The sequence below is a fragment of the Nitratireductor sp. ATLC21 genome (genome assembly GCF_057196525.1).
Genome location: NZ_JBXUOU010000001.1, coordinates 1,229,504 through 1,251,946 on the forward strand (window position 1 = coordinate 1,229,504; position 22,443 = coordinate 1,251,946).

Annotated in this window: 22 protein-coding genes; 5 read left to right on the top strand and 17 right to left on the bottom strand. The window is 59.1% G+C overall.

Going from position 1 to position 22,443, the window contains the following annotated elements; all coding sequences use genetic code 11:
• Positions 1-139 precede the first annotated feature (139 nt).
• The 8 genes from AC2CHD_RS06040 to AC2CHD_RS06075 all read right to left on the bottom strand — a co-directional run bounded on the left by AC2CHD_RS06040 (position 140) and on the right by AC2CHD_RS06075 (position 9,615).
• Positions 140-1,564 (bottom strand): neutral/alkaline non-lysosomal ceramidase N-terminal domain-containing protein, encoded by a 1,425-nt coding sequence (locus AC2CHD_RS06040; protein ID WP_484552926.1) that lies wholly within the window; start codon positions 1,562-1,564, stop codon positions 140-142.
• A complete protein-coding gene (locus AC2CHD_RS06045; protein WP_484552927.1) occupies positions 1,561-3,288 on the bottom strand; it encodes an IlvD/Edd family dehydratase in 1,728 nt (575 codons plus the stop codon). The genes AC2CHD_RS06040 and AC2CHD_RS06045 overlap by 4 nt, the downstream gene beginning before the upstream one ends.
• Positions 3,289-3,354: 66 nt before the next feature.
• Positions 3,355-4,347 (bottom strand): ABC transporter ATP-binding protein, encoded by a 993-nt coding sequence (locus tag AC2CHD_RS06050; RefSeq protein ID WP_223021320.1) that lies wholly within the window; start codon positions 4,345-4,347, stop codon positions 3,355-3,357.
• Complete coding sequence (locus AC2CHD_RS06055) at positions 4,344-5,357, bottom strand: ABC transporter ATP-binding protein (protein WP_484552928.1); 1,014 nt, start codon at positions 5,355-5,357, stop codon at positions 4,344-4,346. The genes AC2CHD_RS06050 and AC2CHD_RS06055 overlap by 4 nt, the downstream gene beginning before the upstream one ends.
• 2 nt (positions 5,358-5,359) lie before the next feature.
• Positions 5,360-6,253 (bottom strand): ABC transporter permease, encoded by an 894-nt coding sequence (locus AC2CHD_RS06060; protein WP_484552929.1) that lies wholly within the window; start codon positions 6,251-6,253, stop codon positions 5,360-5,362.
• A complete protein-coding gene (locus AC2CHD_RS06065) occupies positions 6,250-7,194 on the bottom strand; it encodes an ABC transporter permease (protein ID WP_484552930.1) in 945 nt (314 codons plus the stop codon). Before AC2CHD_RS06065 ends, AC2CHD_RS06060 begins: the two co-directional genes overlap by 4 nt.
• A 61-nt stretch (positions 7,195-7,255) precedes the next feature.
• Complete coding sequence (locus AC2CHD_RS06070) at positions 7,256-8,833, bottom strand: ABC transporter substrate-binding protein (protein ID WP_484552931.1); 1,578 nt, start codon at positions 8,831-8,833, stop codon at positions 7,256-7,258.
• A 101-nt stretch (positions 8,834-8,934) separates the two neighbouring features.
• On the bottom strand, positions 8,935-9,615 hold the full coding sequence (locus AC2CHD_RS06075; RefSeq protein WP_484552932.1) for an RraA family protein: 681 nt from the start codon (positions 9,613-9,615) through the stop codon (positions 8,935-8,937).
• A 130-nt stretch (positions 9,616-9,745) separates the two neighbouring features.
• Between AC2CHD_RS06075 and AC2CHD_RS06080 the strand changes: the two genes are divergently transcribed.
• Both AC2CHD_RS06080 and AC2CHD_RS06085 read left to right on the top strand, forming a co-directional pair.
• Positions 9,746-10,480 carry an SDR family oxidoreductase gene (locus AC2CHD_RS06080; protein WP_484552933.1) on the top strand — a complete coding sequence of 245 codons (735 nt, stop codon included), beginning with the start codon at positions 9,746-9,748 and terminating at the stop codon, positions 10,478-10,480.
• A gap of 17 nt (positions 10,481-10,497) precedes the next feature.
• Entirely contained in the window at positions 10,498-11,343 is an 846-nt protein-coding gene (locus AC2CHD_RS06085) for a fumarylacetoacetate hydrolase family protein (RefSeq protein WP_484552934.1), read from the top strand.
• A gap of 197 nt (positions 11,344-11,540) precedes the next feature.
• On the opposite strand, the gene AC2CHD_RS06090 is transcribed toward AC2CHD_RS06085, so the two are convergent.
• From AC2CHD_RS06090 to AC2CHD_RS06100, 3 genes are read right to left on the bottom strand one after another with little or no spacing between them, the layout of a single operon-like run.
• Entirely contained in the window at positions 11,541-11,948 is a 408-nt protein-coding gene (locus AC2CHD_RS06090) for a DUF2177 family protein (RefSeq protein ID WP_484552935.1), read from the bottom strand.
• Between the two features lie 32 nt (positions 11,949-11,980).
• Positions 11,981-12,655: a ChrR family anti-sigma-E factor gene (locus AC2CHD_RS06095; RefSeq protein WP_484552936.1), complete on the bottom strand. Its 675-nt coding sequence runs from the start codon at positions 12,653-12,655 to the stop codon at positions 11,981-11,983.
• Positions 12,652-13,323: a sigma-70 family RNA polymerase sigma factor gene (locus AC2CHD_RS06100; protein WP_484552937.1), complete on the bottom strand. Its 672-nt coding sequence runs from the start codon at positions 13,321-13,323 to the stop codon at positions 12,652-12,654. The genes AC2CHD_RS06095 and AC2CHD_RS06100 overlap by 4 nt, the downstream gene beginning before the upstream one ends.
• 122 nt (positions 13,324-13,445) lie before the next feature.
• On the opposite strand from AC2CHD_RS06100, the gene AC2CHD_RS06105 reads away from it, so the two are divergent.
• The 3 genes from AC2CHD_RS06105 to AC2CHD_RS06115 are packed head-to-tail and all read left to right on the top strand — an operon-like array spanning position 13,446 to position 16,796.
• Entirely contained in the window at positions 13,446-14,792 is a 1,347-nt protein-coding gene (locus tag AC2CHD_RS06105) for an NAD(P)/FAD-dependent oxidoreductase (RefSeq protein WP_484553229.1), read from the top strand.
• Positions 14,789-15,595, top strand: a complete 807-nt coding sequence (locus AC2CHD_RS06110) for a DUF1365 domain-containing protein (protein WP_229448564.1) — start codon at positions 14,789-14,791, stop codon at positions 15,593-15,595. Before AC2CHD_RS06105 ends, AC2CHD_RS06110 begins: the two co-directional genes overlap by 4 nt.
• Positions 15,582-16,796 (top strand): class I SAM-dependent methyltransferase, encoded by a 1,215-nt coding sequence (locus AC2CHD_RS06115; RefSeq protein WP_484552938.1) that lies wholly within the window; start codon positions 15,582-15,584, stop codon positions 16,794-16,796. The genes AC2CHD_RS06110 and AC2CHD_RS06115 overlap by 14 nt, the downstream gene beginning before the upstream one ends.
• Before the next feature lie 18 nt (positions 16,797-16,814).
• Here the strand turns inward: AC2CHD_RS06115 and AC2CHD_RS06120 are convergent, their stop codons facing one another.
• The 6 genes from AC2CHD_RS06120 to AC2CHD_RS06145 form a co-directional block, all read right to left on the bottom strand.
• Positions 16,815-17,582, bottom strand: coding sequence for an SDR family NAD(P)-dependent oxidoreductase (locus AC2CHD_RS06120; RefSeq protein ID WP_484552939.1), 768 nt, complete (start codon positions 17,580-17,582; stop codon positions 16,815-16,817).
• A gap of 98 nt (positions 17,583-17,680) precedes the next feature.
• Positions 17,681-18,325, bottom strand: coding sequence for a 3-oxo-tetronate 4-phosphate decarboxylase (gene otnC, locus AC2CHD_RS06125; protein WP_484552940.1), 645 nt, complete (start codon positions 18,323-18,325; stop codon positions 17,681-17,683).
• Positions 18,322-19,578 carry a 3-oxo-tetronate kinase gene (gene otnK, locus AC2CHD_RS06130; RefSeq protein WP_484552941.1) on the bottom strand — a complete coding sequence of 419 codons (1,257 nt, stop codon included), beginning with the start codon at positions 19,576-19,578 and terminating at the stop codon, positions 18,322-18,324. The genes otnC and otnK overlap by 4 nt, the downstream gene beginning before the upstream one ends.
• A gap of 259 nt (positions 19,579-19,837) precedes the next feature.
• Positions 19,838-20,863: an aldo/keto reductase gene (locus AC2CHD_RS06135; RefSeq protein WP_484552942.1), complete on the bottom strand. Its 1,026-nt coding sequence runs from the start codon at positions 20,861-20,863 to the stop codon at positions 19,838-19,840.
• Between the two features lie 207 nt (positions 20,864-21,070).
• Positions 21,071-21,547 (bottom strand): hypothetical protein, encoded by a 477-nt coding sequence (locus AC2CHD_RS06140; RefSeq protein ID WP_229448555.1) that lies wholly within the window; start codon positions 21,545-21,547, stop codon positions 21,071-21,073.
• A 2-nt stretch (positions 21,548-21,549) separates the two neighbouring features.
• Positions 21,550-22,374 carry a DUF3100 domain-containing protein gene (locus AC2CHD_RS06145; RefSeq protein ID WP_229448553.1) on the bottom strand — a complete coding sequence of 275 codons (825 nt, stop codon included), beginning with the start codon at positions 22,372-22,374 and terminating at the stop codon, positions 21,550-21,552.
• Positions 22,375-22,443 lie beyond the last annotated feature (69 nt).

Consider the following 22,443-nt stretch of genomic DNA (forward strand, 5'->3'; position numbering starts at 1 on the left):
CGGCCCTACAAGCTGCTGTGATTGATATACGCCGAATTGCGGCCTGGCGGGTCTGGAGACTGTGGACAACTGAAAGCTTCAGCATCGGTAAATGCGTTTATTTGCTCTCCCGGGTGCCACTCTCGGCACTTCAGCGCCTTCACTCCGTGTAAAGTGCTTTCACCAGTTCGATCGCAGATTGCCGGAAAACGGCTTCTGCATCCTTCGAAACATAGCAAGCAAGCTCCACCTCATAGCCGCCTTCAGCATAGCAATCGGCTGGTGGCAAATACCCCTCGGTCCCGTTTGTATACCCTCCTACGAAAGTCATCCCGAAGGGCGACGCTTCCCGGATGGCTAGTCCCGTGGCAGAAAAGATCTCCATCGGAGCCGACACCAGAACCGCATCGCCGATGCGCAGGGCGCGTATCGGAATGGGCACCGTCGAAACGCCCTGAACGCGCCGGGCCATGACGAGCATGATATCGTCGCGCCGTGCCCGGAAATGAATATCGGCAAGCGTGTCATGGTCCACGCCTTCATTCTTCAACGCGTGGAGCTCCGCCTTGGTCGCGGCCGCGCGTTCTTCAAGAACGTCGATGGACTCGAACGGCTTGACGGGCAGCTCGGCCACGGTTTCGGCAACGCGGATTGTCGCGGGGTTGTCGGCAAGCACCGTCTTCTTCTGAACGCCGAGCGGCGCACCCGATTCCACCACATGGCTGTATTCCATGCGGTAGTTCATCGGAGACATCGCGGTGAGCGTGGCGGCTGCATCTGCCGCGATCCGGTTGCCGATCCGCTCGGCAAGCCGGACATCGCCGCTCAGGGCCTCGAACGGGATTTGATCACCCGCACTGCCTTGCAGGAACAGACAGATACCGCCGACGAGCTTCTCGACACCTTCTTTCAGAGCTCCCGGAAACTCGGCGCTGATCGCCGTATTCTGGTGAGCGAGCACGATTGGATGCGTGCCGTAACCCACCACGCTTGCGATCGTATTGCCGTCGAGATCGTCGAAACGCAGGAGCGCTATCGTGGTGTCGCGCAACCCGCCCTGATGCGGGCTGACCACCATCCGTCCCTCCGGCGTGGAGAAACGCCGGTTCAGCGTGACCTCGCTTGTGCCATAACCAGAGGCGATGCGCGCCGGCTGCAGGCTTTCCACCGCCGTGCGGCAAGCTGAAAGAACAGCGTTCCGGCACTTTTCGCGCCATGATGGCATCAGCTTCATTCCGGGCATGTCCGGCGACAGACCATTGGTCGTCTCCGCATCCCAGACGGGCGCGCTGTGTGTGTGCGTTGCCCCTATCGAAACGTGAGCAGCCGGAACGCCGGTTTCACGCTCGATTTCCGAACGCAGTTCATCACAGACACGCGTCGGCAATCCCGTCAGATCGAGATCGCAGACCAGAATTTTCGTTCCGTCGTTTTCAAGGCAAAGTGCTGTCGCATGCAGCGGCAGGTGAATGCTCTCGGCCAGATCAACGGTACGCGCCCCCCACAGGATATGAGGGATGCCCACCGGCGGCGTCATGTCCGCGCGTCCCGCTCCACATTTCAACAAGGTTCCCTCCTTCATCATACGTAATCCCGCGCCACCACGGCCCCGCGCCGACCCTTGAGAAGCTCGAAATCGCACCCTTCATCCGCCTGCAAGATGTGATTGGAAAACATCCGCTCGAACCCGCTGGCGGGCGGCGCGGCCGGCACCCAATCTGCCTTGCGACGGGCAAGCTCCTCGTCCGGCACTTCAAGCACTATGGCGTTTGTCGATGCATCAATGGAAATCATGTCACCGTTTTCCACCAGCGCGAGGGGGCCGCCGATAGCCGCCTCCGGTGATACATGGAGGATGACCGTGCCATAGGCCGTGCCGCTCATTCGCGCATCGGATATGCGCACCATGTCAGTCACGCCTTTCTGAAGCAGCTTGCGGGGCAGCCCCATGTTCCCCACCTCCGGCATGCCCGGATACCCGCGCGGACCGCAATTCTTCAGTACGAGAACGCTGGTTTCGTCGACGTCGAGTGCGGGATCATCGATCCTTGCGTGGTAGTCATCGATGTCCTCGAACACCACCGCCGCGCCGCGGTGCGTCATCAACGACGCCGTCGCGGCCGAAGGCTTCATAATCGCCCCATTGGGAGCCAGATTGCCTCGCAGCACCACGATCCCCCCATCCGCGGTAAGCGGTTCGGAAAAGGGACGAATGACCTCTTCATTGAGCACCCGGATCGCGCTGTTGTTCTCGGCAATCGTACGGCCATTCACCGTGAGGCAATCCGCGTGAAGACGCTCCGCATCGAGAAGCCTTCTGAGCACTGCCTGCATGCCCCCGGCATTGAAGAAGTCTTCCATCAGAAAGCGGCCCGAAGGCATCAGATCGACAATGGTCGGAATGTTGCGGCCAATGCGGTTCCAGTCATCGAGCGAGAATGGCACCTCGACCCGCCCCGCCAATGCCTGCAAATGGATAACCGCATTGGTCGATCCACCGATTGCAGCGTTTGCGCAGATTGCATTTTCGAACGCCTCGCGCGTCAGGATTTGCGACATGCCCAGTCCCTGGTGAACCATCTCGACAATGCGCCTGCCGCTCATGAACGCCAGTACGCGCCGCCGCGCATCCACAGAAGGGATGGCAGCGTTTCCTGGAAGCGTGATCCCCATTGCTTCCGAAAGGCAGGCCATCGTGGAGGCGGTGCCCATCGTGTTGCAGGTGCCGGGCGACCGGCTCATGGCGGCCTCCGCCGCCGAAAACTGGTCTGGCGAGATGGTTCCGGCCCGCATCTCCTCGCTGAGACGCCAGACGTCCGTTCCCGATCCCAGGACCTCTCCGTTGAAACTGCCGCTCAGCATGGGGCCGGCAGAAACCAGCAGCGTCGGCAGGTTGCAACTCGCTGCCCCCATTAGAAGAGCCGGTGTGGTCTTGTCGCAGCCCGCCAAAAGAACCACCCCGTCGATGGGATTCGCGCGAATGCTTTCTTCCACCTCGATCGCCGCCAGGTTGCGGAACATCATGGCGGTCGGGCGCATATTTGATTCACCCAGCGACATCACCGGGAACTCGACGGGAAAACCGCCTGCCTCGAATATGCCGCGTCGCACATGTTCGGCCAAATCGCGCAGTTGACCGTTGCAAGGGGTCAGTTCCGACCATGAATTGCAGATGCCGATGACAGGCCTGCCGTCGAAAAGATGCTGAGGAAAGCCTTGGTTTTTCATCCAGCTTCGGTGAATGAAGGCTCCCTTTTCATGCCCTCCAAACCATTCGGTGGAACGCAACGGATCTTTTTTGCTGGTCATTTCGTTTCTCGCGAGATTGGCGCAACGGCCCTGATGATCTTCCGGTCATGGCAGCGGAATTGGTTTTCAGGCTGCGACGGCCTGTAATTCCTCTGCAAAATGACACGCTACCTGATGGCGCTCGCCCAACTCCCTGAGCGCCGGCGCCTCTCTTCGGCAAACGTCTTGTGCGAAAGGACAGCGTTGGCTGAAGCGGCATCCCGGAGGCGGGTTGAGAGCGCTGGATACCTCACCGCCAAGGCGCGCACGCTTGCCCCGGAGACGTGGATGAGCAACCGGAATCGCCTCCAGAAGCGCCTTTGTATAGGGATGACGTGGAGAGGCGTAGAGCGCATCCTTTCCCGCGATCTCCACCACCTCACCAAGATACATGACGGCAACCCGGTCCGAGATATGTCGCACGACCGAAAGATCATGCGCGATGAACAGGTAGGAAAGGTTGAATTCCTCCTGAAGATCCTGCAGCAGATTGATGACCTGCGCCTGCACCGAGACATCCAGCGCCGAGACCGCCTCGTCGCAGACGATGAAGCGCGGGTCTGCCGCAAGAGCGCGCGCGATACCGATCCGCTGCCGCTGCCCGCCCGAAAATTCATGCGGGTAACGCGTGATATGCGCCGCATTGAGCCCCACCCGCTCAAGCAGCATACGGGCACGGTCGCGCATGTCATGTCGCGTCATGCCTCCCTGCACATAGAGCGGCTCGGTGATAATGTCTTCGACCGTCATACGGGGGTTGAGGGAACTGAACGGATCCTGGAAGACGATCTGAATCGACTTGCGGATGGCCTTGAGTTCACCGGCATCAAGCTTCAAGAGGTCCCTCCCCTCGAAAAGGACCTCCCCGCGGTCCGGTTCGATAAGACGCAGAAGCAGCCGCCCGGTCGTGGATTTTCCGCAACCGGATTCTCCAACGAGCCCGAGCGTTTCTCCCTCGCCGATATCGAAACTCACCCGATTGACCGCTTGCACTGTGCCAACGGTCGTGCCCCTGAAAGGGCTGCGGATGGTGAAATATTTGGAAAGATCCCGAACGGATAGAAGCGGTGCTTTGCTCATACCTCGGCTCCCTCTGGTTGTGCTGCCGAGGCGACGATTTCATCCGCCCGGATACAGGCAGAAGCATGTTCCTTTCCTATAGCGATCATGGGCGGTCTACCGGCCACGCAGTCCGGTTGTGCGAGGTCACAGCGCGGCGCGAAACGACAGCCGGGTGGCAGCGCGCTGAGGCTTGGCAGCGTACCCGGTATGGTGGTCAATCGACGGGAATTTCCGGTCAGTTCCGGCGTACACTGCATGAGACCTTTCGTGTAGGGATGCCCCGGCCTGTCGAATATTTCCGTGACCGGGCCCTGTTCCGCGATTCGGCCGGAATACATGACCACCACCTTGTCGGCGCATTCAGCAATGACCCCCATGCTGTGCGTGATCAGCACGATCGCCATCTTTGTCTCGGCCTGGATTTCCAGAAGAAGGTCGAGGAGCTGGGCCTGAATGGTCACGTCGAGCGCCGTGGTGGGCTCATCGGCAAGAAGCAGCTTGGGAGAGCAAGACAGGGCAATGGCGATCATGACCCGTTGCCGCATACCGCCCGAAAGCTGATGCGGATAATCATTCATGCGTTGCACAGGCGACGGAATGCCGACCTTGGTTAGAAGCTCCACCCCCCGGTCGAAGGCTGCACGGTAGCTTATGCGTTCGTGAATACGGATCGGCTCGATGAGCTGATCGCCGATCTTCAGAACCGGATTGAGCGAACTCATCGGTTCCTGAAAGATCATACCGATGGAGCCCCCGCGCAACCGCCGCAACTCCCGCTCGGAAGCGTGCGCAAGGTCGCGACCATCGAACATGATTCGCTCTGCAGTAACGTGCGATGTACTCTTCGGCAAAAGCCCCATTACGGCGAGCGCAGTGACGCTCTTGCCGGAGCCGCTCTCGCCGATAAGGCCAACGATCTCGCCTTCGTTTACGTCGAAGCTGACATCATCCACCGCGACCACCTCACCATCGTCACTCGTGAACGTGGTGCGCAGTCCCTCAACGCGCAGAATTGGATTTTTTTGCATCGTCAGTGCTCCATCTTCACGCGAGGGTCGAGTACGTCGCGCAAGCCATCCCCCAGAAGGTTCAGGCCAAGCACCGTGATGGCGATCGCCATACCCGGGATGATGGTCATCCAGGGCGCTTCTCGGATATAACTGCGGCCTTCGGAGATCATGATGCCCCAACTGGGATCGGTGGGCGCCGCCCCGAGCCCGAGAAAACTGAGCACTGCTTCCGAGAGAATCGCATAGGCGAAGACGAAACTGAGCTGCACCACCAGAGGTGCCATGCAATTGGGCAGGATATGACGCCGTAAGATATGGAAGTCGCCCGCACCCGCCGCTCGCGCCGCATTGACGAATTCGAGCTCATTCACCTGCAGAACCGAAGCGCGCAGGATACGCGCCGTGCGTGGAATATAGACGACCGCCAGCGAGATCACCGCCGTCATGGCCGACGCTCCCATCGCCGCGGCAATTCCGATGGCAAGCAGCACCGACGGAAAGGCCATGAGCGCATCCGAAAGACGCATGAGAATACCGTCTAGACGCCGGAAGTAACCCGCAAGCGCCCCAAGGATTACGCCGAACACGGCATTGAGGAGAACCACGCCCAGACCGATGGCAAGGCTCAGACGCGCGCCCCACGCCACCCGACTGAAAAGGTCACGCCCCAGATTGTCTGTGCCGAGAAGGAACTCGAGAGACGGCGGCTGGAAACGTGAACGGATGGCCATCTTGTTCGGATCGACCGCTGAGATTATCGGAGCGAGAATGGCTATGGCCGTCACGAAAAGACATAACCACAACCCGATCATGAAGGATCGATGCCGGATGAGGCGGCGCACACGCCGCCCCCCAAGGAACCGGCGCAGGAAAGGCAGCGCGCTCGGATTGTTGGAGATTTCGAGATGGCTCATTGGACGCGCACCCTTGGATCGAGCCAGGCATAGAGCACATCGACAACGATGTTCAGGATCAGAAGAACCGCCGCCACGAAAATGAGACCTCCCTGGATCATGGGATAATCCCGTCCAAGGATCGCATTACCGAGAAGCGCTCCGATCCCCGGAACCGCGAAAATCGTCTCAACAATCACCGAACCGGAAAGAAGCACCGAGAGGATCATTCCGAGCACGGTAACGACAGGGATCAGCACATTGCTCATCGCGTGCTTGATGATCACCCGTGGCTCGCTCGCACCCTTGGCGCGGGCCGTGCGAATATAATCCTGGCCCAGCACTTCCAACATGGTAGAGCGGGTCAGACGGGCGAGCAGTCCGATCTGCATCATTGCCAGCGAAACCGCCGGCATGGTTGCGGCGAGAAACCAGCCAACCGGGTCTTCAAAGAAAGGCACATAGCCGCCCGTTGGCAGCCAACCAAGATGCACCGAAAACAGGACAATCATCACAAGTCCCAGCCAGAAATTGGGGACGGAAACCCCGATCAGTGCAAAGGTCATCGCTGCCTGATCGATCCAGCGATTGTGTTTCATCGCTGCAATGACCCCGATGGAAAGCCCGAGGATGACTGTCAGCGCGAGCGAATAGAGCGCGAGCGATATGCTGATGGGAGAACGCTCCAGTACCACCTTCAGGACCGGCTCTCCCAGAATAATGGAGTAGCCGAGATCGCCCTGGAACAGGTTGCCGTAAAAGATCATGATCTGCGACAGAAGGGATTTGTCGAGCCCCAGTGTCTGCCGCAGTTTGATGAGTTCGTCAGGCGTGGCGTTGGGGCCCGCCAGAACGGCGGCGGGATCCCCGGGTACCAGCTGCATGATCCCGAAGGAGATCAGGCTGACGAGCAGAAGAATCGGCACGGCCTGGGCTATGCGCCTCAGCGTGTAAGCAAGCATGTGACCTCCAAACGTTTCCGTGCCGGTTCATACATGACGGAACATGGGTCGGAATGGCTGGCTATTCGGCCAACCAGACATTAGAGACCCGCGTGTTGAAGAATGGCACATAGCCCTTCACATTGGCACGCGTCGCCTGGTTCTTCGGCGTCACGCCGAAGGGAATCGCCATCACTTGCTCGAACACTCGCTCCTGAGCCTTGGCGAAAGCGGCTTTGCGCTCTTCCAAATCAGGACTCGTGCTCAAAATCTGAAACTCCTTCATGAACTCGGCGTCGGACTTGTTGTCCTTCGGCTTGTGCACATTGGACGGATCGGCAAGGTTGCGCAGCGACTGGGCGCCGCCCTGAGCGGTGACCGTGATCCAGCCCGTGAAGAAGAAGTTCCAGCCTTCCGTCTCGTTCACGCTCATGCCAAGCGCAGTAGGCCAGTCCAGAACCACCAGTTCGGCATTGATGCCCACCGCTTTCAACTGCTCCGACATGACAACCGCAGCCGTGTAGAGGCGAGGAATATCCCGTGTGGTCAAAAGTTTGACTGCCTCGCCATTGTAGCCAGCATCCTCGAGCAGGGCTTTGGCCTTCTCCGGGTCGTTCTGATTGTAATACTGGCTGCCGGCCTCTGTGTAATAGGTCTGGCCGGGAAACTGGAATGACGGGTTGAGGCTGTAGGAACCATCGCTCATCGCATCCATGATTTCATCGAGATTCATGGCTGCCTGAATCGCCTGGCGAACCTTCACATTGTCCGTCGGCGGCTCCGAGAGGTTCGGATAGTTCAGCCAGAGGGCAGCATGTTTGAGCTGAGTCTGGACGATGTCCTCATTGCCGACAAGGCGCTCTTTGGAGAGCGTCGGCACATCCTCGACAATATGCACTTCGCCCGTTTCGAGAGCGGCAAGGCGGGCGCCAGGTTCGGCGAGCGTGCGGAAGGTGACGGTGTCGACACAGGCCTGCTTGCGGCCGGCAAAGCCCGACATGGCGTCAAGCGTTTCGTTGGGCTTGTAATCCTCGTAACGCTTCAGCTTTACATGGCTGTCGGCCACGAACTCCTCAAGCTGGAAAGGTCCAGTGCCAATGGGCTCCAGCCGGGTCGCCTCCGCACTCGCCTGTTCCGAGGGAACGATGACGATCGGCACTGTCGATGCGGAAATGCTCTCCAGGAAGCTTGCCTGCGGTTCCTTTAGAAAGATCACAAAGGTCGCATCGTCCGGCGTTTCCCAGCGATCGACACTGCCAAGCGCGGAACGATCGACGCCAATGCGGTTGTATCGGTCGAAGGAGGCAGCCACATCCGCCGAGGTCAGCGGCTTGCCATTGTGAAACTTCACACCAGGGCGAAGCTTGAAGGTGTAGGTCAGCTTGTCCTCGCTGACGTCGAGGGATTCTGCAAGATCAAGGATTGGCGCCATATTTTCGTCGCGCGTCATCAGCGTTTCGAAAATATTCATGGCGACATTGCGCGTCGCATTGGCGGCGTTCACATGCTGATCGAGCGTCCCGAGTTTGGCCTCCATACCCATCACCAGGTCGCCCCCCACTTGACCGCAAAGTTCAGCATGAGCCGGCCCGGCAGCGACCGCCATTGCGCCTGCAACCAGCAGGCCACGCAACCGGTTTTTTGAGTTTCTGTGCGTCATTTCACTCTACCCCTCTGTTTTTCTTGTCAGCATTCCCCCGAAAGCACGCTTCGCGCCGCGTCCGAGAGTTTCGCTTTATGGCAAGTGCGAGTCACGACGACTTACAGGATGCCATATTTCGCGAACACGGTTGCGAGGCGTTCTCCCGCCTCGAGATCGGCCAGTGTATTGCGCTCGCCGCGCAGACGTTCCTGCGCAACCTCAAGAACCTTGGCCTCTATTTCCTGCGGCACGACAATGACACCATCGGCATCGCCGAAGACGAGATCGCCGCTATTGACCTTCACACCGGAGCACTCGATCCCGACGTCAAGCGCCGCGACCTTGCCGCGCCCCTTGCAATCCAGCGGCGCAATGCCGCCGTGGAAAACGGGAAAGCCCGCGGCGAGAATTTCACGCGTGTCGCGCACCAAACCGTCCATAACCGCCCCTGCTGAGCCACGAAACTTTGCCGCTGTGCTCAAAAGCCCACCCCATGGCGCCATGCGCCCCGAGGTTCCGCATGCAAAAACCGGAATCTCATCTACCTTCAAATCGTCCACGAGCTTGATTTCGAGCTCATAGGGGTTTTCACCCGGCGCAGGACGTTCATAGACATCCATGCAAAGCGCCGTACGCGCCCTTCCGACCATCACCAGGGAACTGTCGAGCGGCCGGATCGTGTGGTGCATGGCCTGGTTCATGTAACCGAGATCGTCCAGGACATCTGAGAGAAGAGCAGTGAAGAAGCGCTCCCTGAGTTCGATCAGGGTCGGTTGCGGTTCGGTTTCCAGGGTGGCCATCGGTGCGGTCGCCTTCATAGTGATTGTATGCTTGAATTGCATTAGGTTTATCGTTAAATCATATGCGAAGGCTGCGCCGAGTCAATAGTCAATTTCGACGACCGCCACTCAAGACGATGAAGGATGGAAAATGGGTTCACTCACTGGAATGACCGCCCTCGTCACCGCAGCGGGACAGGGAATAGGCTTTGCAAGCGCCCACGCCCTGACCGAAGCCGGTGCAACGGTTCACGCCACGGACATCAATGAAGAAAGCCTCTCGGCATTGGCCCGGCAGACAGGCTCCATAGAACCGCACCTGCTCGATGTCCGTGACATGAATGCCATCGCCGCGCTGGTTTCGGAGATCGGCAGGATCGACATTCTCTTCAATTGCGCTGGCATCGTTCACAACGGAACCGTTCTTCAGGCGAACGATGAGGACATCGACCTCGCCATGGATCTCAACGTCAAGGCGATGATCCACACCATCAAGGCTGTGCTGCCCGGCATGCTGGACCGGGGTAGCGGCAGCATCATCAACATGGCGTCGGTCGTATCGAGCGTGAAGGGCGCGCCCAATCGATGCGTCTACGGCCTCACCAAGGCTGCGGTGATCGGGCTCACCAAATCCGTCGCCGCAGACTATGTGGGCAGCGGAATTCGCTGCAATGCGATTTGCCCAGGCACCGTGGACAGCCCGTCGCTGCGCCAGCGGCTTGAAGCGACCGGCGACTACGAAGCCGCCCGCAAGGCCTTCGTGGGCCGCCAACAGATGGGGCGGCTGGGGACTGCCGAGGAAATCGCCGATCTCGTCGTGCATCTGGCCGGGGCCACCTACACCACCGGCCAGGCCTATGTCATCGACGGCGGCTGGACGATCTGAAACCATAGGAAAACACGATGAAACTAGTACGCTTTGGCGCAGCCGGTGCCGAAAAGCCCGGCCTTATCGACGGCGATGGCGATCTGCGCGATCTCTCCAACCATATCGCGGACATTGCCGGTGAAACGCTCTCGCCCGAAGGGCTCGCGGCTCTGGCAGCACTCGATGCATCCTCCCTGCCCCGCATCGCGGAAAAACAGCGGCTCGGCCCCTGTGTCGCAGGCACGGGAAAGTTCATCTGCATCGGCTTGAACTACAGTGACCATGCGCGCGAGGCAGGACTGCCCGTTCCCACCGAGCCTATAATATTCATGAAAGCCACCAGCGCGATCTGCGGCCCCGACGACGATCTCGTCATCCCGCGCGGCGCAACCAAAACCGACTGGGAAGTGGAACTGGGTGTTGTCATAGGCAAAGCCGCCAAGCATGTGGGCAAGGAAGATGCACTCGAACATGTGGCCGGATATTGCGTCCTTAACGATGTTTCCGAGCGCGCTTTCCAGAACGAGCGTCAGGGACAATGGACCAAGGGGAAATCCTGCGACACCTTCGGGCCTACCGGCCCCTGGCTCGTAACCCGAGACGAAATCGCCGATCCTCAAAACCTTTCCATGTGGCTCACGGTGAACGGTGAAATGATGCAATCTGGTTCCACCCAGACAATGGTATTTGGGGTGGCGGAACTCGTCAGCTACCTCTCCGATTTCATGTCCTTGCAACCGGGCGATATCATCTCGACTGGCACACCGCCCGGCGTCGGCATGGGTCTCTCCCCCCAGCGTTATCTCAAGGCAGGCGATGTAGTAGAGCTTGGCATTGAGGGCCTTGGGAAGCAAAAGCAGCTTTGCGTATCGTACGGCTGAAGTGCCCAAGCGCGGGAACCACTTCACTGTTGAAGCAGGTGCTGGGAACCAAGCGATGAATGCCCCAAGAAAACGGGGTAGCTGCAGCATATTTCTAGCTGTGAGAATGGTGGCGACGGCCTTCCGTTGCCACCATTCACAACCGCTTTTATACATTCAAACGCTGTCTCGGACGCGTGGGCGGCCCCGTGCAGGGGCTAAAGTCTCTCGGCCAGACGCAGCGTCGCCATGTAGCCGGCCCAGGCCGACGCGCCTGTCAGTACAGTGCCCCATGCCATATCGACGATCGTCACCGCCACGGACCAGTTTTTCACCGTTGCCAGATTGGTCATGTCATAGGTTCCATAGGCAATCAGACCGAGGAGTGCACCGGCAATAAGGGCACTGGTTGCAGTACCGTTGCCAAGTGCGGGGGCGACGGCGAAGTAGACGATACCTGCCACATATACGCAGTAAAAAAGCCCGGCGGCAGCAAGGTTTGGCTGATCCAGAAGCAGATGCCCCATGCGGTCTCGATAGAAGCCAGTGGCCACACGCGACAGCCAGACATAATCCAGCCCGAAAAACACGATGGCCGTTGCGATATAGGCGATAATGTAGATCATAGAACGCTCCGATGCTTGGTCATTCGCGCACGTCAAATTCCAAGGATGGGCTGCACGGCGCGCACCAGCCAGCTGCGGAATTTCAACGGGGCGTCGGTGACGGCAAGGCAGATGCAGTCTTCGCCTTCCGTCGCCACCGGCTGATGCTGCAGGGTCTCGTCGGCCTCTTCCAGATCGCCTCGTGCAAATAACGCCTCGCCGTCGCGAAAGCTGCCGGAAAGAACAAGCGTTAACTCCCGGCCCCGATGCCCGTGCTCAGGCACGGGCTTGCCCGCCGGAATGCGCAGCAACCGGACCATGGTGTTCTTGTCGTCCACTGCAATGGGCAGGTGATAGGCACCGCGACCAAGCGGCCGCCATTTCACAGATGCCACGTCTCCCCCCACATATGAGCGCAGAGGCTCGGGCAGGACAACAGAGGTAGCGTTCTGCGGGTTTGGGCCGGGCGACGGTGCCTCATCTTGCGTCTTTGAGTTCTCCAACCGCCTGATGAGCGCCATCCAGCTGCGCTCCTCATCGAGCGGCGAAGGCTCAGGCGGAAGATCCCTCACCAAAGCTCCACCCGCCATTTCCATCAGCGCAAGGCGGCGCCGGCTCTGCGGAGACAGAGCGAGATGGGTGGCAATCGCGATGCGCCAGCCCTCCGAAAGCACACCGGTGGCGTAATCGAGAAGAAGCGCGTCGCTGACCTGGTGCCGAATTTTCATGGCCGGTCTCCCAGAGCCGCACGCAGTTTCGAGAAGGCGAGCCGGATGCGCGATTTCACCGTGCCCAGCGGCAGACCGAGACGCGTCGCGATCTCGCTGTGCGAAACCTCCTCGAAGAATGCGAGTTTCAGAAGGTCATGCTGTTCGGCAGGCAGACCGGTCAGCGCAGCATGCAGCCTTTGTTCCTGGTCTTGCGTTTCGACGAAATCGTCGGCTGCGGGCCCCGCTTCCGGTACAAACGCCGGATCGTTCGGATCGAAGTCCGGTTGCCGACTACGACGATAGCTGTCGATGCGCAAGTTGCGGGCAATGGTGAATATCCAGGCACCGGGCGAGCCTTTCACCGGGTCGAATTGCGCGGCCTTGCGCCAGATCATGACCATCGTTTCCTGCATCAGTTCTTCCGAGATTTGCGGGTCCCGGACACGCTGCATCATGAAGGCGCGCACCCTTGGAGCGTAGGCGCGGAAAATCTGTTCGAAAGCCTCCATGTCGCCGCTCATACCAACGCGGACGATCATCCGTCCAACATCGTCTTTGGGCTCTGGTCTGGAGATGTCCTTCATCAAACCCCGCAAGACTGGTGTGTGGTGCCGAATGTCGTGAACGGCGCGAAACGCTGCAAGCGCCTGTTCGGCAGGCAATGTGGGGCAAAGATCGAGATTCATGCCCTGAGCTACGACAGTTAGAGCATTCCGGATCACAACAAGCAAAATTTTTTGATGCCGGGAGATCCAAACGAACTCCATGTCCGTAACTCTTAATAACATCCATGGAGGGTTGCCCGTTGCTGACACGAAAACACAGACCGACCGACAGTCGCGTGGCGGTCATCGGCAGCGGCATTTCCGGGCTTTCGGCTGCCTGGCTGCTTTCCCGCTCTCGCCAGGTGACCCTCTATGAGGCGGACCAGCGCCCTGGCGGACACGCAAACACGATCGACGTGATCACCCCCAACGGCCTCACCGCAGTGGATACTGGGTTTATTGTCTACAATGACCGCAACTATCCTGAACTCGTCTCTCTTTTTGAACATCTGGGCGTTTCCACCCAACCCTCTGACATGTCCTTTGCGGCGTCGCTGGATGGCGGCCGGTTCGAATATTCCGGGTCCGGCCTCAAGGGCCTGCTTGGCCAGAAAGCAAATATCCTGCGTCCGTTCTTCTGGCGCATGATCGCCGACATCATGCACTTCTACCGCACGGCCCCATCCATTCTGATCGAACGCGGCAATGCGGACGAAACGCTCGGCTCATTTCTTGCAAGGGCGGGCTACAGCGATAGCTTCATCAACAACCATCTTTTGCCCATGGGCGCAGCGATCTGGTCAACCACAGCTGCGCAGATGCGGGAATATCCGCTCCACGCCTTTATCGGGTTCTTCGAACGACACGGGCTTCTGACACTCACCCACCGTCCGCGTTGGCGCACTGTCACGGGGGGCAGCCGAAACTATGTCGAGCGACTTCTAAAAGATTTCGACGGCGAGGTGCGCCTCGCCTCGCCCGTAACGAAGATCCGACGTCGGGATCGCGGGGTGGAGGTGACCGACGCTTCTGGGCATACCGACATTTTTGACGACGTCGTGATTGCCACGCACGCGGACCAAGCGCTGCGCATGCTCGAAGACCCAAGTCAGGATGAATATGAGCTCCTGGGCCAATTCGCCTACACGCCCAATGAGGCGGTGCTGCACCGGCACACGGGGCTCATGCCCAAGCGTCGCAGTGTCTGGTCGAGTTGGAACTACATCGAGGCAACGCGCCAGTTCGCCGAACCCCAGCTCTGTGTCACCTACTGGATGAACCGTTTGCAGAATCTCGATCAGGCCCATCCGCTCTTCGTGACGCTCAATCCGGTCTATGCGGTTCCCAAGCAAGATCAGATTGCCGCCTTCTCCTACACGCATCCCCTCTTCGATACGAAAGCGCTCGTGGCACAAAAGCAGCTTTGGCGCCTTCAGGGCACCCGCAGAACCTGGTTTTGCGGTGCCTATTTCGGGAGCGGATTTCATGAAGACGGCATCCGCTCGGGACTGGGCGTGGCAGAGCAATTGGCCGGCGTCTCTCCGCCATGGCGGGCCAATCGGCAAGACCAGCCACTGCCGTTCAGTCAGGATGCTGTGGCCGCAGAATGAGCTGGGATTCCGCCATATATTCCGGACAGGTCGTCCATCGACGTCACCGCCCAAAGGCGCACCGGCTGAGTTACCGGGTTTTCGCTCTGTACCTCGATCTCGATGCGTTGCCTTGTCTGTCGGAGCACATGTGGTTCTTCAGCTACAATCGCGCCGGCGTGTTCTCTTTCCACGACACGGATCATGGCGATGGCACTCGGGGTGGATTGCGCCGCTGGGTAAACACTCAGATTGAAAAGGCCGGTTTCGATGCCAAGACAATGCGGGTGGGCCTGCTGTGCTATCCGAGGATCTTTGGCTACGTCTTCAACCCTCTGTCCGTGTATTTCTGCACGGATCAACAGGGCGATGTCCGGCTTATACTCTACGAAGTTTGCAACACTTTCGGCGAACGGCACACCTATGTGATCCCTGCGGAGAACCTTTCCGCGAAAGGCATTCGCCATGCCTGCGACAAGGCGCTTTACGTATCACCCTTCCTGTCAATGAACTGCAGGTACAACTTCCGTATCCTGCCGCCGACAGAGGATGTCCTGGTCGCCATCAACGAGACAGAGGAGAACGCGCCGGTGTTGCATGCCTCCTTTGCAGGGCGACGACAGGACCTAACCGACAAGGCATTGCTCGGACTGCTTTTCAGCCACCCGCTGATGACACTTAAGATCACCGGTGCAATCCATCTCGAGGCGGTACGCCTCTGGCTGAAAAAGGTCCCCTTCCACAGGCACGTGCCTTCCCCGCACCGGGTCACGCAGTCTCTGGTCAAATCCGATCGAAAGGCAGATCCTCATGAGTCATATTGAAAATGCCTCCAGACGACTGCACGCTCAGTCATCGAGCCCTCTGTGGCAGCGCATCGTCTGTCGTTGGGCAGACGCCATCGATTGCGGTCAAATCACTCTGCGTTTCCCCGATGGCGGGCGTCATACAGCCGCCGGAACACGGCCAGGACCTACCGCCGTGCTCCACTTCAAGAACGGGCGGGCATTCATGCAGATCCTGACAGGAGGCAGCAACGGCTTTGCACGCGCCTTTCTCGACGGCCATATCGAAACGCCCGACCTGGACGCTATTCTCGAGTTGGCACTGGCCAATGAAACACGCTGGCGCGCCGTGTTGGAAAGTTCGTCGCTGATCTCCAAACTCGATGTGCTGAAGCATCGTCTTCGGCGCAATTCGCGTGCAGGAAGCAGGCGCAACATCGCCTTCCACTACGATCTCGGCAACGAATTCTACAGCCAGTGGCTCGACAAGAGCATGACTTATTCGTCAGCCATCTTCAACGCGCAAACACAGAGCCTGGAGGAAGCCCAGGCTGCCAAATACGATCGCATCATCGATCGCCTGAAGATCGGGCCTGACGATCATGTTCTCGAAATTGGTTGTGGCTGGGGAGGCTTCGCTGAACATGCGATCCGCAAGACGGGTTGCCGCGTGACCGGACTGACCCTGTCGCGCGAGCAGGCCAATTTTACCCGGGAAAGACTTGCGCAAGCCGGATTGTCCGACAGGTCTGAAACTCGTCTGCAAGACTACCGCGACTGCCGCGGCACCTTCTCCAAGATTGTCTCCATCGAAATGTTTGAGGCCGTGGGCGAGGAGAACTGGCCTGTGTATTTCGACCGTGTCCGTGCCCTCCTGGCACCGGGTGCGCGTGCTCTCATCCAGGTGATCACCGTGGATGAAAGTCGCTTTGAGATCTATCGACGGAAGGCGGATTTCATCCAGACCTATATTTTTCCCGGCGGCATGCTCCCGTCTCAACGCGCCTTCGAAGATGCCGCTCTCAACGCCGGTCTGACACTCGCTGACCGATATTGTTTCGGGAAGGACTACGCACGTACATTGACCGAATGGGAAGCGCGCTTCGCACGAGGGTGGGAGGCCATTTCGTCACTCGGATTCGACGAGCGCTTTCGCCGCATGTGGCTTTACTATCTCGCCTATTGCCGGGCAGGCTTCCGCAACGGTCGTATCGACGTGGTTCAATACGAACTTGGATAACCTGCCACAGTGAGAGGATCAGTCTCCGGCGCGCACGAGCCTGCGGGTAATGATAAAGCGAAGAGCCGCTGGCAGGGCGTGCAACACCTTGATTGCCATCTTCATTTTCCAGGGGAATATGATCTCGTACTTCCCGGAATCGAGCCCTTTCTCGATCGTGTCTGCGGCCTCCTCCGCAGAGATCAGGAATGGCATCGGGAAATCGTTGCGCGCCGTAAGCGGCGTATCCACGAAACCGGGATTTATGATGCTCAGCGAAACGTTCCGGCGCTCGGCCTCCGGCTTCATTGCCTCACACAGATTGTTGAGCGCCGCCTTGGTCGCGCCATAGGTTGCGCCACCAGGCAGACCATTGTAGCCCGCCACTGAAGCCATGATGGCGATCTTGCCCCGCTCGCGCTGCATCATCGTTTTCAGCAGCGGCTCAAGCGCATTCAAGGTGCCTTGCAGATTGACTGCAATCATTGCCTGCGCGGTTTCGGCCCTGAAGTCAAAAGCACCATCGCGCTTGTAGGTGCCTGCCGCCAGTATAGCCATATCGAGCGGCCCGAGATCATGCTCGATCTGTCTGTGAATGCGCCTGGTCAACGCCAAATTGGTGACATCGAGCGGATAAGGGAAGATGTGCCCCGTCTGCTCGGCCGCCAGTTCTTCCAGCGCTTCCATACGTCTGGCACTGGCCGCCACCTGCCATCCGCGACGCGCGAGACGCAACGCCAGCGCGCGCCCGATGCCGGAACTGGCACCCGTGATCCACACCGTGCCTTTTGCGGTATTGCCTGTCATGACGCCCAAACTCCTCTGTTGCCGGAAACTACGCGTCAAAACAAAGGCCGGATCACTCTATTCTCCGCCTCCCCCAATTTCGCATGCGCGAAAATCCTTTATTCGACCGGATACCGCTTCGCGAGGGCCGCCACATCATTGTCGGTGAGAAGGTTCGCCTTCATGCCGCGCGTAAGCAGAACCAGACGGGCCGTTGCTTCGAGCTCCTCCATGGCGAAAACCGCTGCTCTCAAGTTCTTTGCCGCCACCACCGGCCCGTGATTGGCCAGAAGCACTGCTGAATGCTTGCCTGCAAGGCCCCTTACCGCCTCTCCCATCGCCGCGTCTCCAGGCATGAAATAGGGAAGAAGCTTCACCTTGCCCAGCTGCATCAGCGAATAGGGTGTAATGGGTGGCAGCACATTATCGGGATCCGTTTCAGGCAGCACCGAGAGCGCCACCGAATGGGTGGAGTGCAGATGGACCACCGCGCCGGTCTGGGCCTGACGCGTTTCGTAAAAGGCTGAATGGAGGGGAACCTCTTTCGTTGGAAGATCGCCGTCAATATGGTTGAACAATCCATCGAGACGGGAAATGCGAGCCGGGTCCAGCATGCCGAGCGAAGACCCCGTGGGGGTCACAAGCAAACTGCCATCGGAGAGCCGCGCCGATATATTGCCGGTGGACCCATGGGTCAGGCCGCGATCATAGAGAGATTTCGCCAAAAGTGCGATTTCATCTCGCAGGCGTGTTTCTTCACTCATGCACTTGCTCCAAGAATCCCTGCTGCCTTGGTGAAAAAATCCTGTCCTCCGAAATTGCCGGATTTCAACGCCAGTCTCAGCGATCTTCCAACGACCTGAAGCGCTGGAACGCCTGGGTCAATCTCCGGCCCGATCTCGAAGGCCTCGATTTCCAACGCCGACACGATCGCTCCGGAGGTTTCGCCCCCGGCGGATATGATGATGTCCACGCCACGCTGCACGAGAGCACGTGCGGTCTCTGCAAACAGTTGTTCGATGGCCTGCGCCACCGTGTCCCAGCCAAACCGGCGCTGATTCTCCAAAACCGTTTCTGGATCGGCGGAAGAATAGGCCAGCGGAATGCCCTCTTGTTCGATCAGCCATTCAGCCAGAGAGTCCGCATTGAGCCGCTTTTCAAGCACATCGGCAGCGACAATCTCGAAGGCGGGCTGGCCTGCCCTTCGGTGCGCCTCCACCTGACCGCATGTGGCACGGGAGACAGAGCCCGCCAGTGCCACCGCCTTCGATGCCATCGGCCCGAACCCTTCCCCACGGGCGAGCCGGGCGGGGCGGCAGCCGAAATTCTCTGGAAGGCCAAGAGCGATCCCTGAGCCGCCGGTCACAAGCGGGAGACCGGCCACCGCCTTGCCGGTCTCCACCAGATGTGCGTCGGTGACCGCGTCGACAATGATGAAGGGCCGCCCCGCCTCGAACTCCCGCGTGATTGCGCGTCGAATGGCTTCATGCCCGGCCAACACATCGCCGATCGCCACATGGCCGACAGGCTTTTTTGTCTGCGAAGCCAACACCCGGCGCAGATCCGCATCCCGCATCGGCGTCAGGGGGTGGTTTTCCATACCGGATTCACTGAGTAACCGGTCATGGACGAAAAGATGTCCCTGATAGATGGAGCGACCTGTCGCGGGAAAGGCCGGGCAGAATATCACTGGTCCCGCCTCCAGCGCCTCACTCAGGGCCTCCGCGACAGGGCCGATATTGCCTTCAGATGTTGAATCGAATGTAGAACAATATTTGAAGAAGAACTGACTGCAACCCTGATCGCGCAGCCACTCCAATGCCTCCAGCGACTGTCGGACGGCCTCATCGGCGGGCACTGTCCGCGTCTTCAATGAAACGACGCCGGCCTCCACATCCGGTGCGGCAGGTGAACTGGGGAGCCCACAATATTGAACGACCCGCATACCGGCTTTCGCAAGCGTGTTGCCAAGGTCGGACGACCCGGTGAAGTCGTCCCCGATACAGCCAAGCTTCATTTATGCCTGCCCCGCCTGTTGGACACAGTTGAAGCCCTCCCTGGGGCCCGTTGCCTGCTAGCTTTCCATTTTCTGCGACGATGGGAAAGGGCCCTCAAGGCGTTGTCCAGGCTGCGGCTGAAAACCGCTCGACGCCGATTGCATTTAGTAGCCATGACCGCGAGGACGATTTTCCGCTCCTCTCCGCTCATCGGCTCACGGGGTATTCCGCTCATTCAGACTTTACAGGAGCCTTATCGAACCAACGGGTCTGTCTATGTCAGCGGAAAAATGACGTTTCAAACCGAGCTCGCCTACCCTGCAAAGGCGCGCGGGGGTCCCAATAGTTCGGCACGGGTGTGGTGCCTGGTGTGCAAAGCGCACTCAGGAATGCTTCATCGTCGGCATCGTAGGGTGCTTTCACCGCATTGAGATAATCATTGAGCTGACCGACGGTGCGCGGGCCGATGAGTGCGCTTTTAACAGCATCATTGGCCAGCACCCATTGGAGCGCAAGATGCGCCGGCGGCACCTTCTTCTGATCGGAATACGCAGCCGCTCTAGCCGCAAGTTCCAGTGTTGCAGGGTGAAACTCCGTTTCCAGCATGCGGGTATCTCCGCGCGCCGCGCGCGAACCCTCCGGTGTGCCAGAGCGATACTTGCCCGTAAGAACACCTCGTGCAAGCGGTGAATAGGGAACGACACCAATGCCGAAATGGCGGCACGCTGGCAGATAGTCTGCTTCCGCAGTTCGGTTGAGCATGTGGTAATAGGGCTGTGCAGCGATCGGTCTCGTGATCCCGAACCTGTCCGCCAGATGGACAAGCTCAACGATCTTCCATGGTCGGAAATTTGAGACACCCCAAGCGCGAATGGTTCCTCTGGTCAGAAGCTCTCCCATCGCCCCGACAATTTCATTGAGCGGTGTCGAGTTGTCATCGTGGTGCAAATAGTAGAGATCGATCGAATCCCGCTTCAAACGCTCCCGCGACAATTCGGCCGCCTGAAGAATCCACGCAGGCGAGAGGCCGCCGCTTCCGTTCATCCCCGGCAGTGGATTGCCGCACTTTGTGGCAAGATAAACGGGCAGATCGCGCTCGTTCAGAAGCTTTCCAAGAATGGTTTCCGATCGGGTTCCTGCATAGGAGTCCGCCGTATCGATGAAATTGCCGCCTGCTGCCAGATAGCAATCGAGGATGGCTGCGGAAGCCTCTTCGTCGGTCTGGTCCCCGAACATCATCGTGCCGAGACAAAGGCGTGAGACCTCGGGGCCATCCGGTCCAAGCTTCGTGGCCGTCAATGGCATGCCTCGCCGCTCCCATCCAAACCTTCCAGTCAGACACCGAACCGGCCGTTGCCTCTAACACTAGGCGCAGAGGATCGCGCTCGGACGCTCGACAGCAGAAACACACGGTGCCACTGGCGCTCATAGTGCATCTTTGAACGAATGCAGCAAGTCTGCATCCAGCGCCCTGGGGCCACCACGCATTCGGGCGGTAGCCCCAAGATCCTTTCAGAGGAACAGATCCGCGATGATTGCCGATCCGACATAAGTGCCCGTCATCACGAGAACGGCCACGATGAAGAGCTTCCAGCCCGAGGACTTGGCGATTGAGATTTCGCGACGTGTGATCGCGATACCTGCGTAAGCCAGACACGGCGTGGCCAGCGTGAGGAAGTTCACGTGGCTCACCTTGTCCAGAACCCACGCGCTCCCGGGTGTCCAGGGCAAGGTTGCGAGTATACCCACGAGCGAGATCCAGGCGACCGATGGCAGGTTGATTGGAACGACATGTGTCAGAACCAGGCCAACCATCGCAATGACGTAAAGGACGGCAAGGCCGACCAACCCCTGAATAACCGTAGCGTCTGTCGCAACCGTATTCCCCACCAGCGCAATGAGGGACACGGCGGCCAGCAGCACGGCATGCTGGCCAAGGTCGGGCTTCGTGTTTGCTTCGTAATCGACAGGAAGTTCAGCAGTGCTCATGATCATTCTCCGGCGTTGCTGGCCACGGGCTCTTTACGGCCCAGAAGGTCATAGAGTTTCTCGGTCACCGGCAACGCCACAAAGATGCACAGGTAAAGGCCTGTTGCATATGTCAGCACATTGCTGGCCCCGGCGAGGGCAAGGATTTGCTCCTTCATCTCCGGCACGGCGTGAGACAGCGCACCGGAGCAGGCCGCCATCATCGAGCCCGACCCGATGCCGCACGCCATGGCAAGAGCCTCGATGCTGAACCAGCCGGATGTCGCCAGAAGCGACGCGAGAATGGCGAAGATGAACGTCCCGAAAAGTGTACCGATGACATAGACGCCCATGACGCCGGCACCCTCGGCGGATTTCAACCCGTATTTGTCGGCGATGATCGCGATGTTCGGTTCACGGGCGACGGAGAAAGTGGCTCCCACTGCTTCCCGCCCCATGCCGAGCACCAGAACGGCAACCGGGAAAGCAAGCAAAATCGTGCCCAGATTGCCGAGCTCCTGCAAAATCAAAGCCGGCCCGGCAGCAATGATCTTCTCCATCGACGGCCCAATAATCGTACCGAATTTGGCGATGAACGGCATGATCGCGATCACGATCAGCGGTGACGCAGCACGGACCTCGCGCTGCCCCATCCAGCCTTCCACCTTGCGAATGACGTTGGGATTGAGAATGAGCCCCATCACAAAGGCATAAAGCAGTGGAAGAAGCAGGATCGAACCGATGCCGATCGGCACCGCGATTACGCCGACGGCTTCTGCGATGACCGTGATGACCAGCACGCTCAGATGAAGGCGCCAGTCCAAAAGTATGTCTTTCGTCTTCTCCATTGAGATCCCCTCTCTTAAGCCCGCCCCATTCTTAACGCGGGCCGGGATGGAACAAAGGGCGGCCCCGAG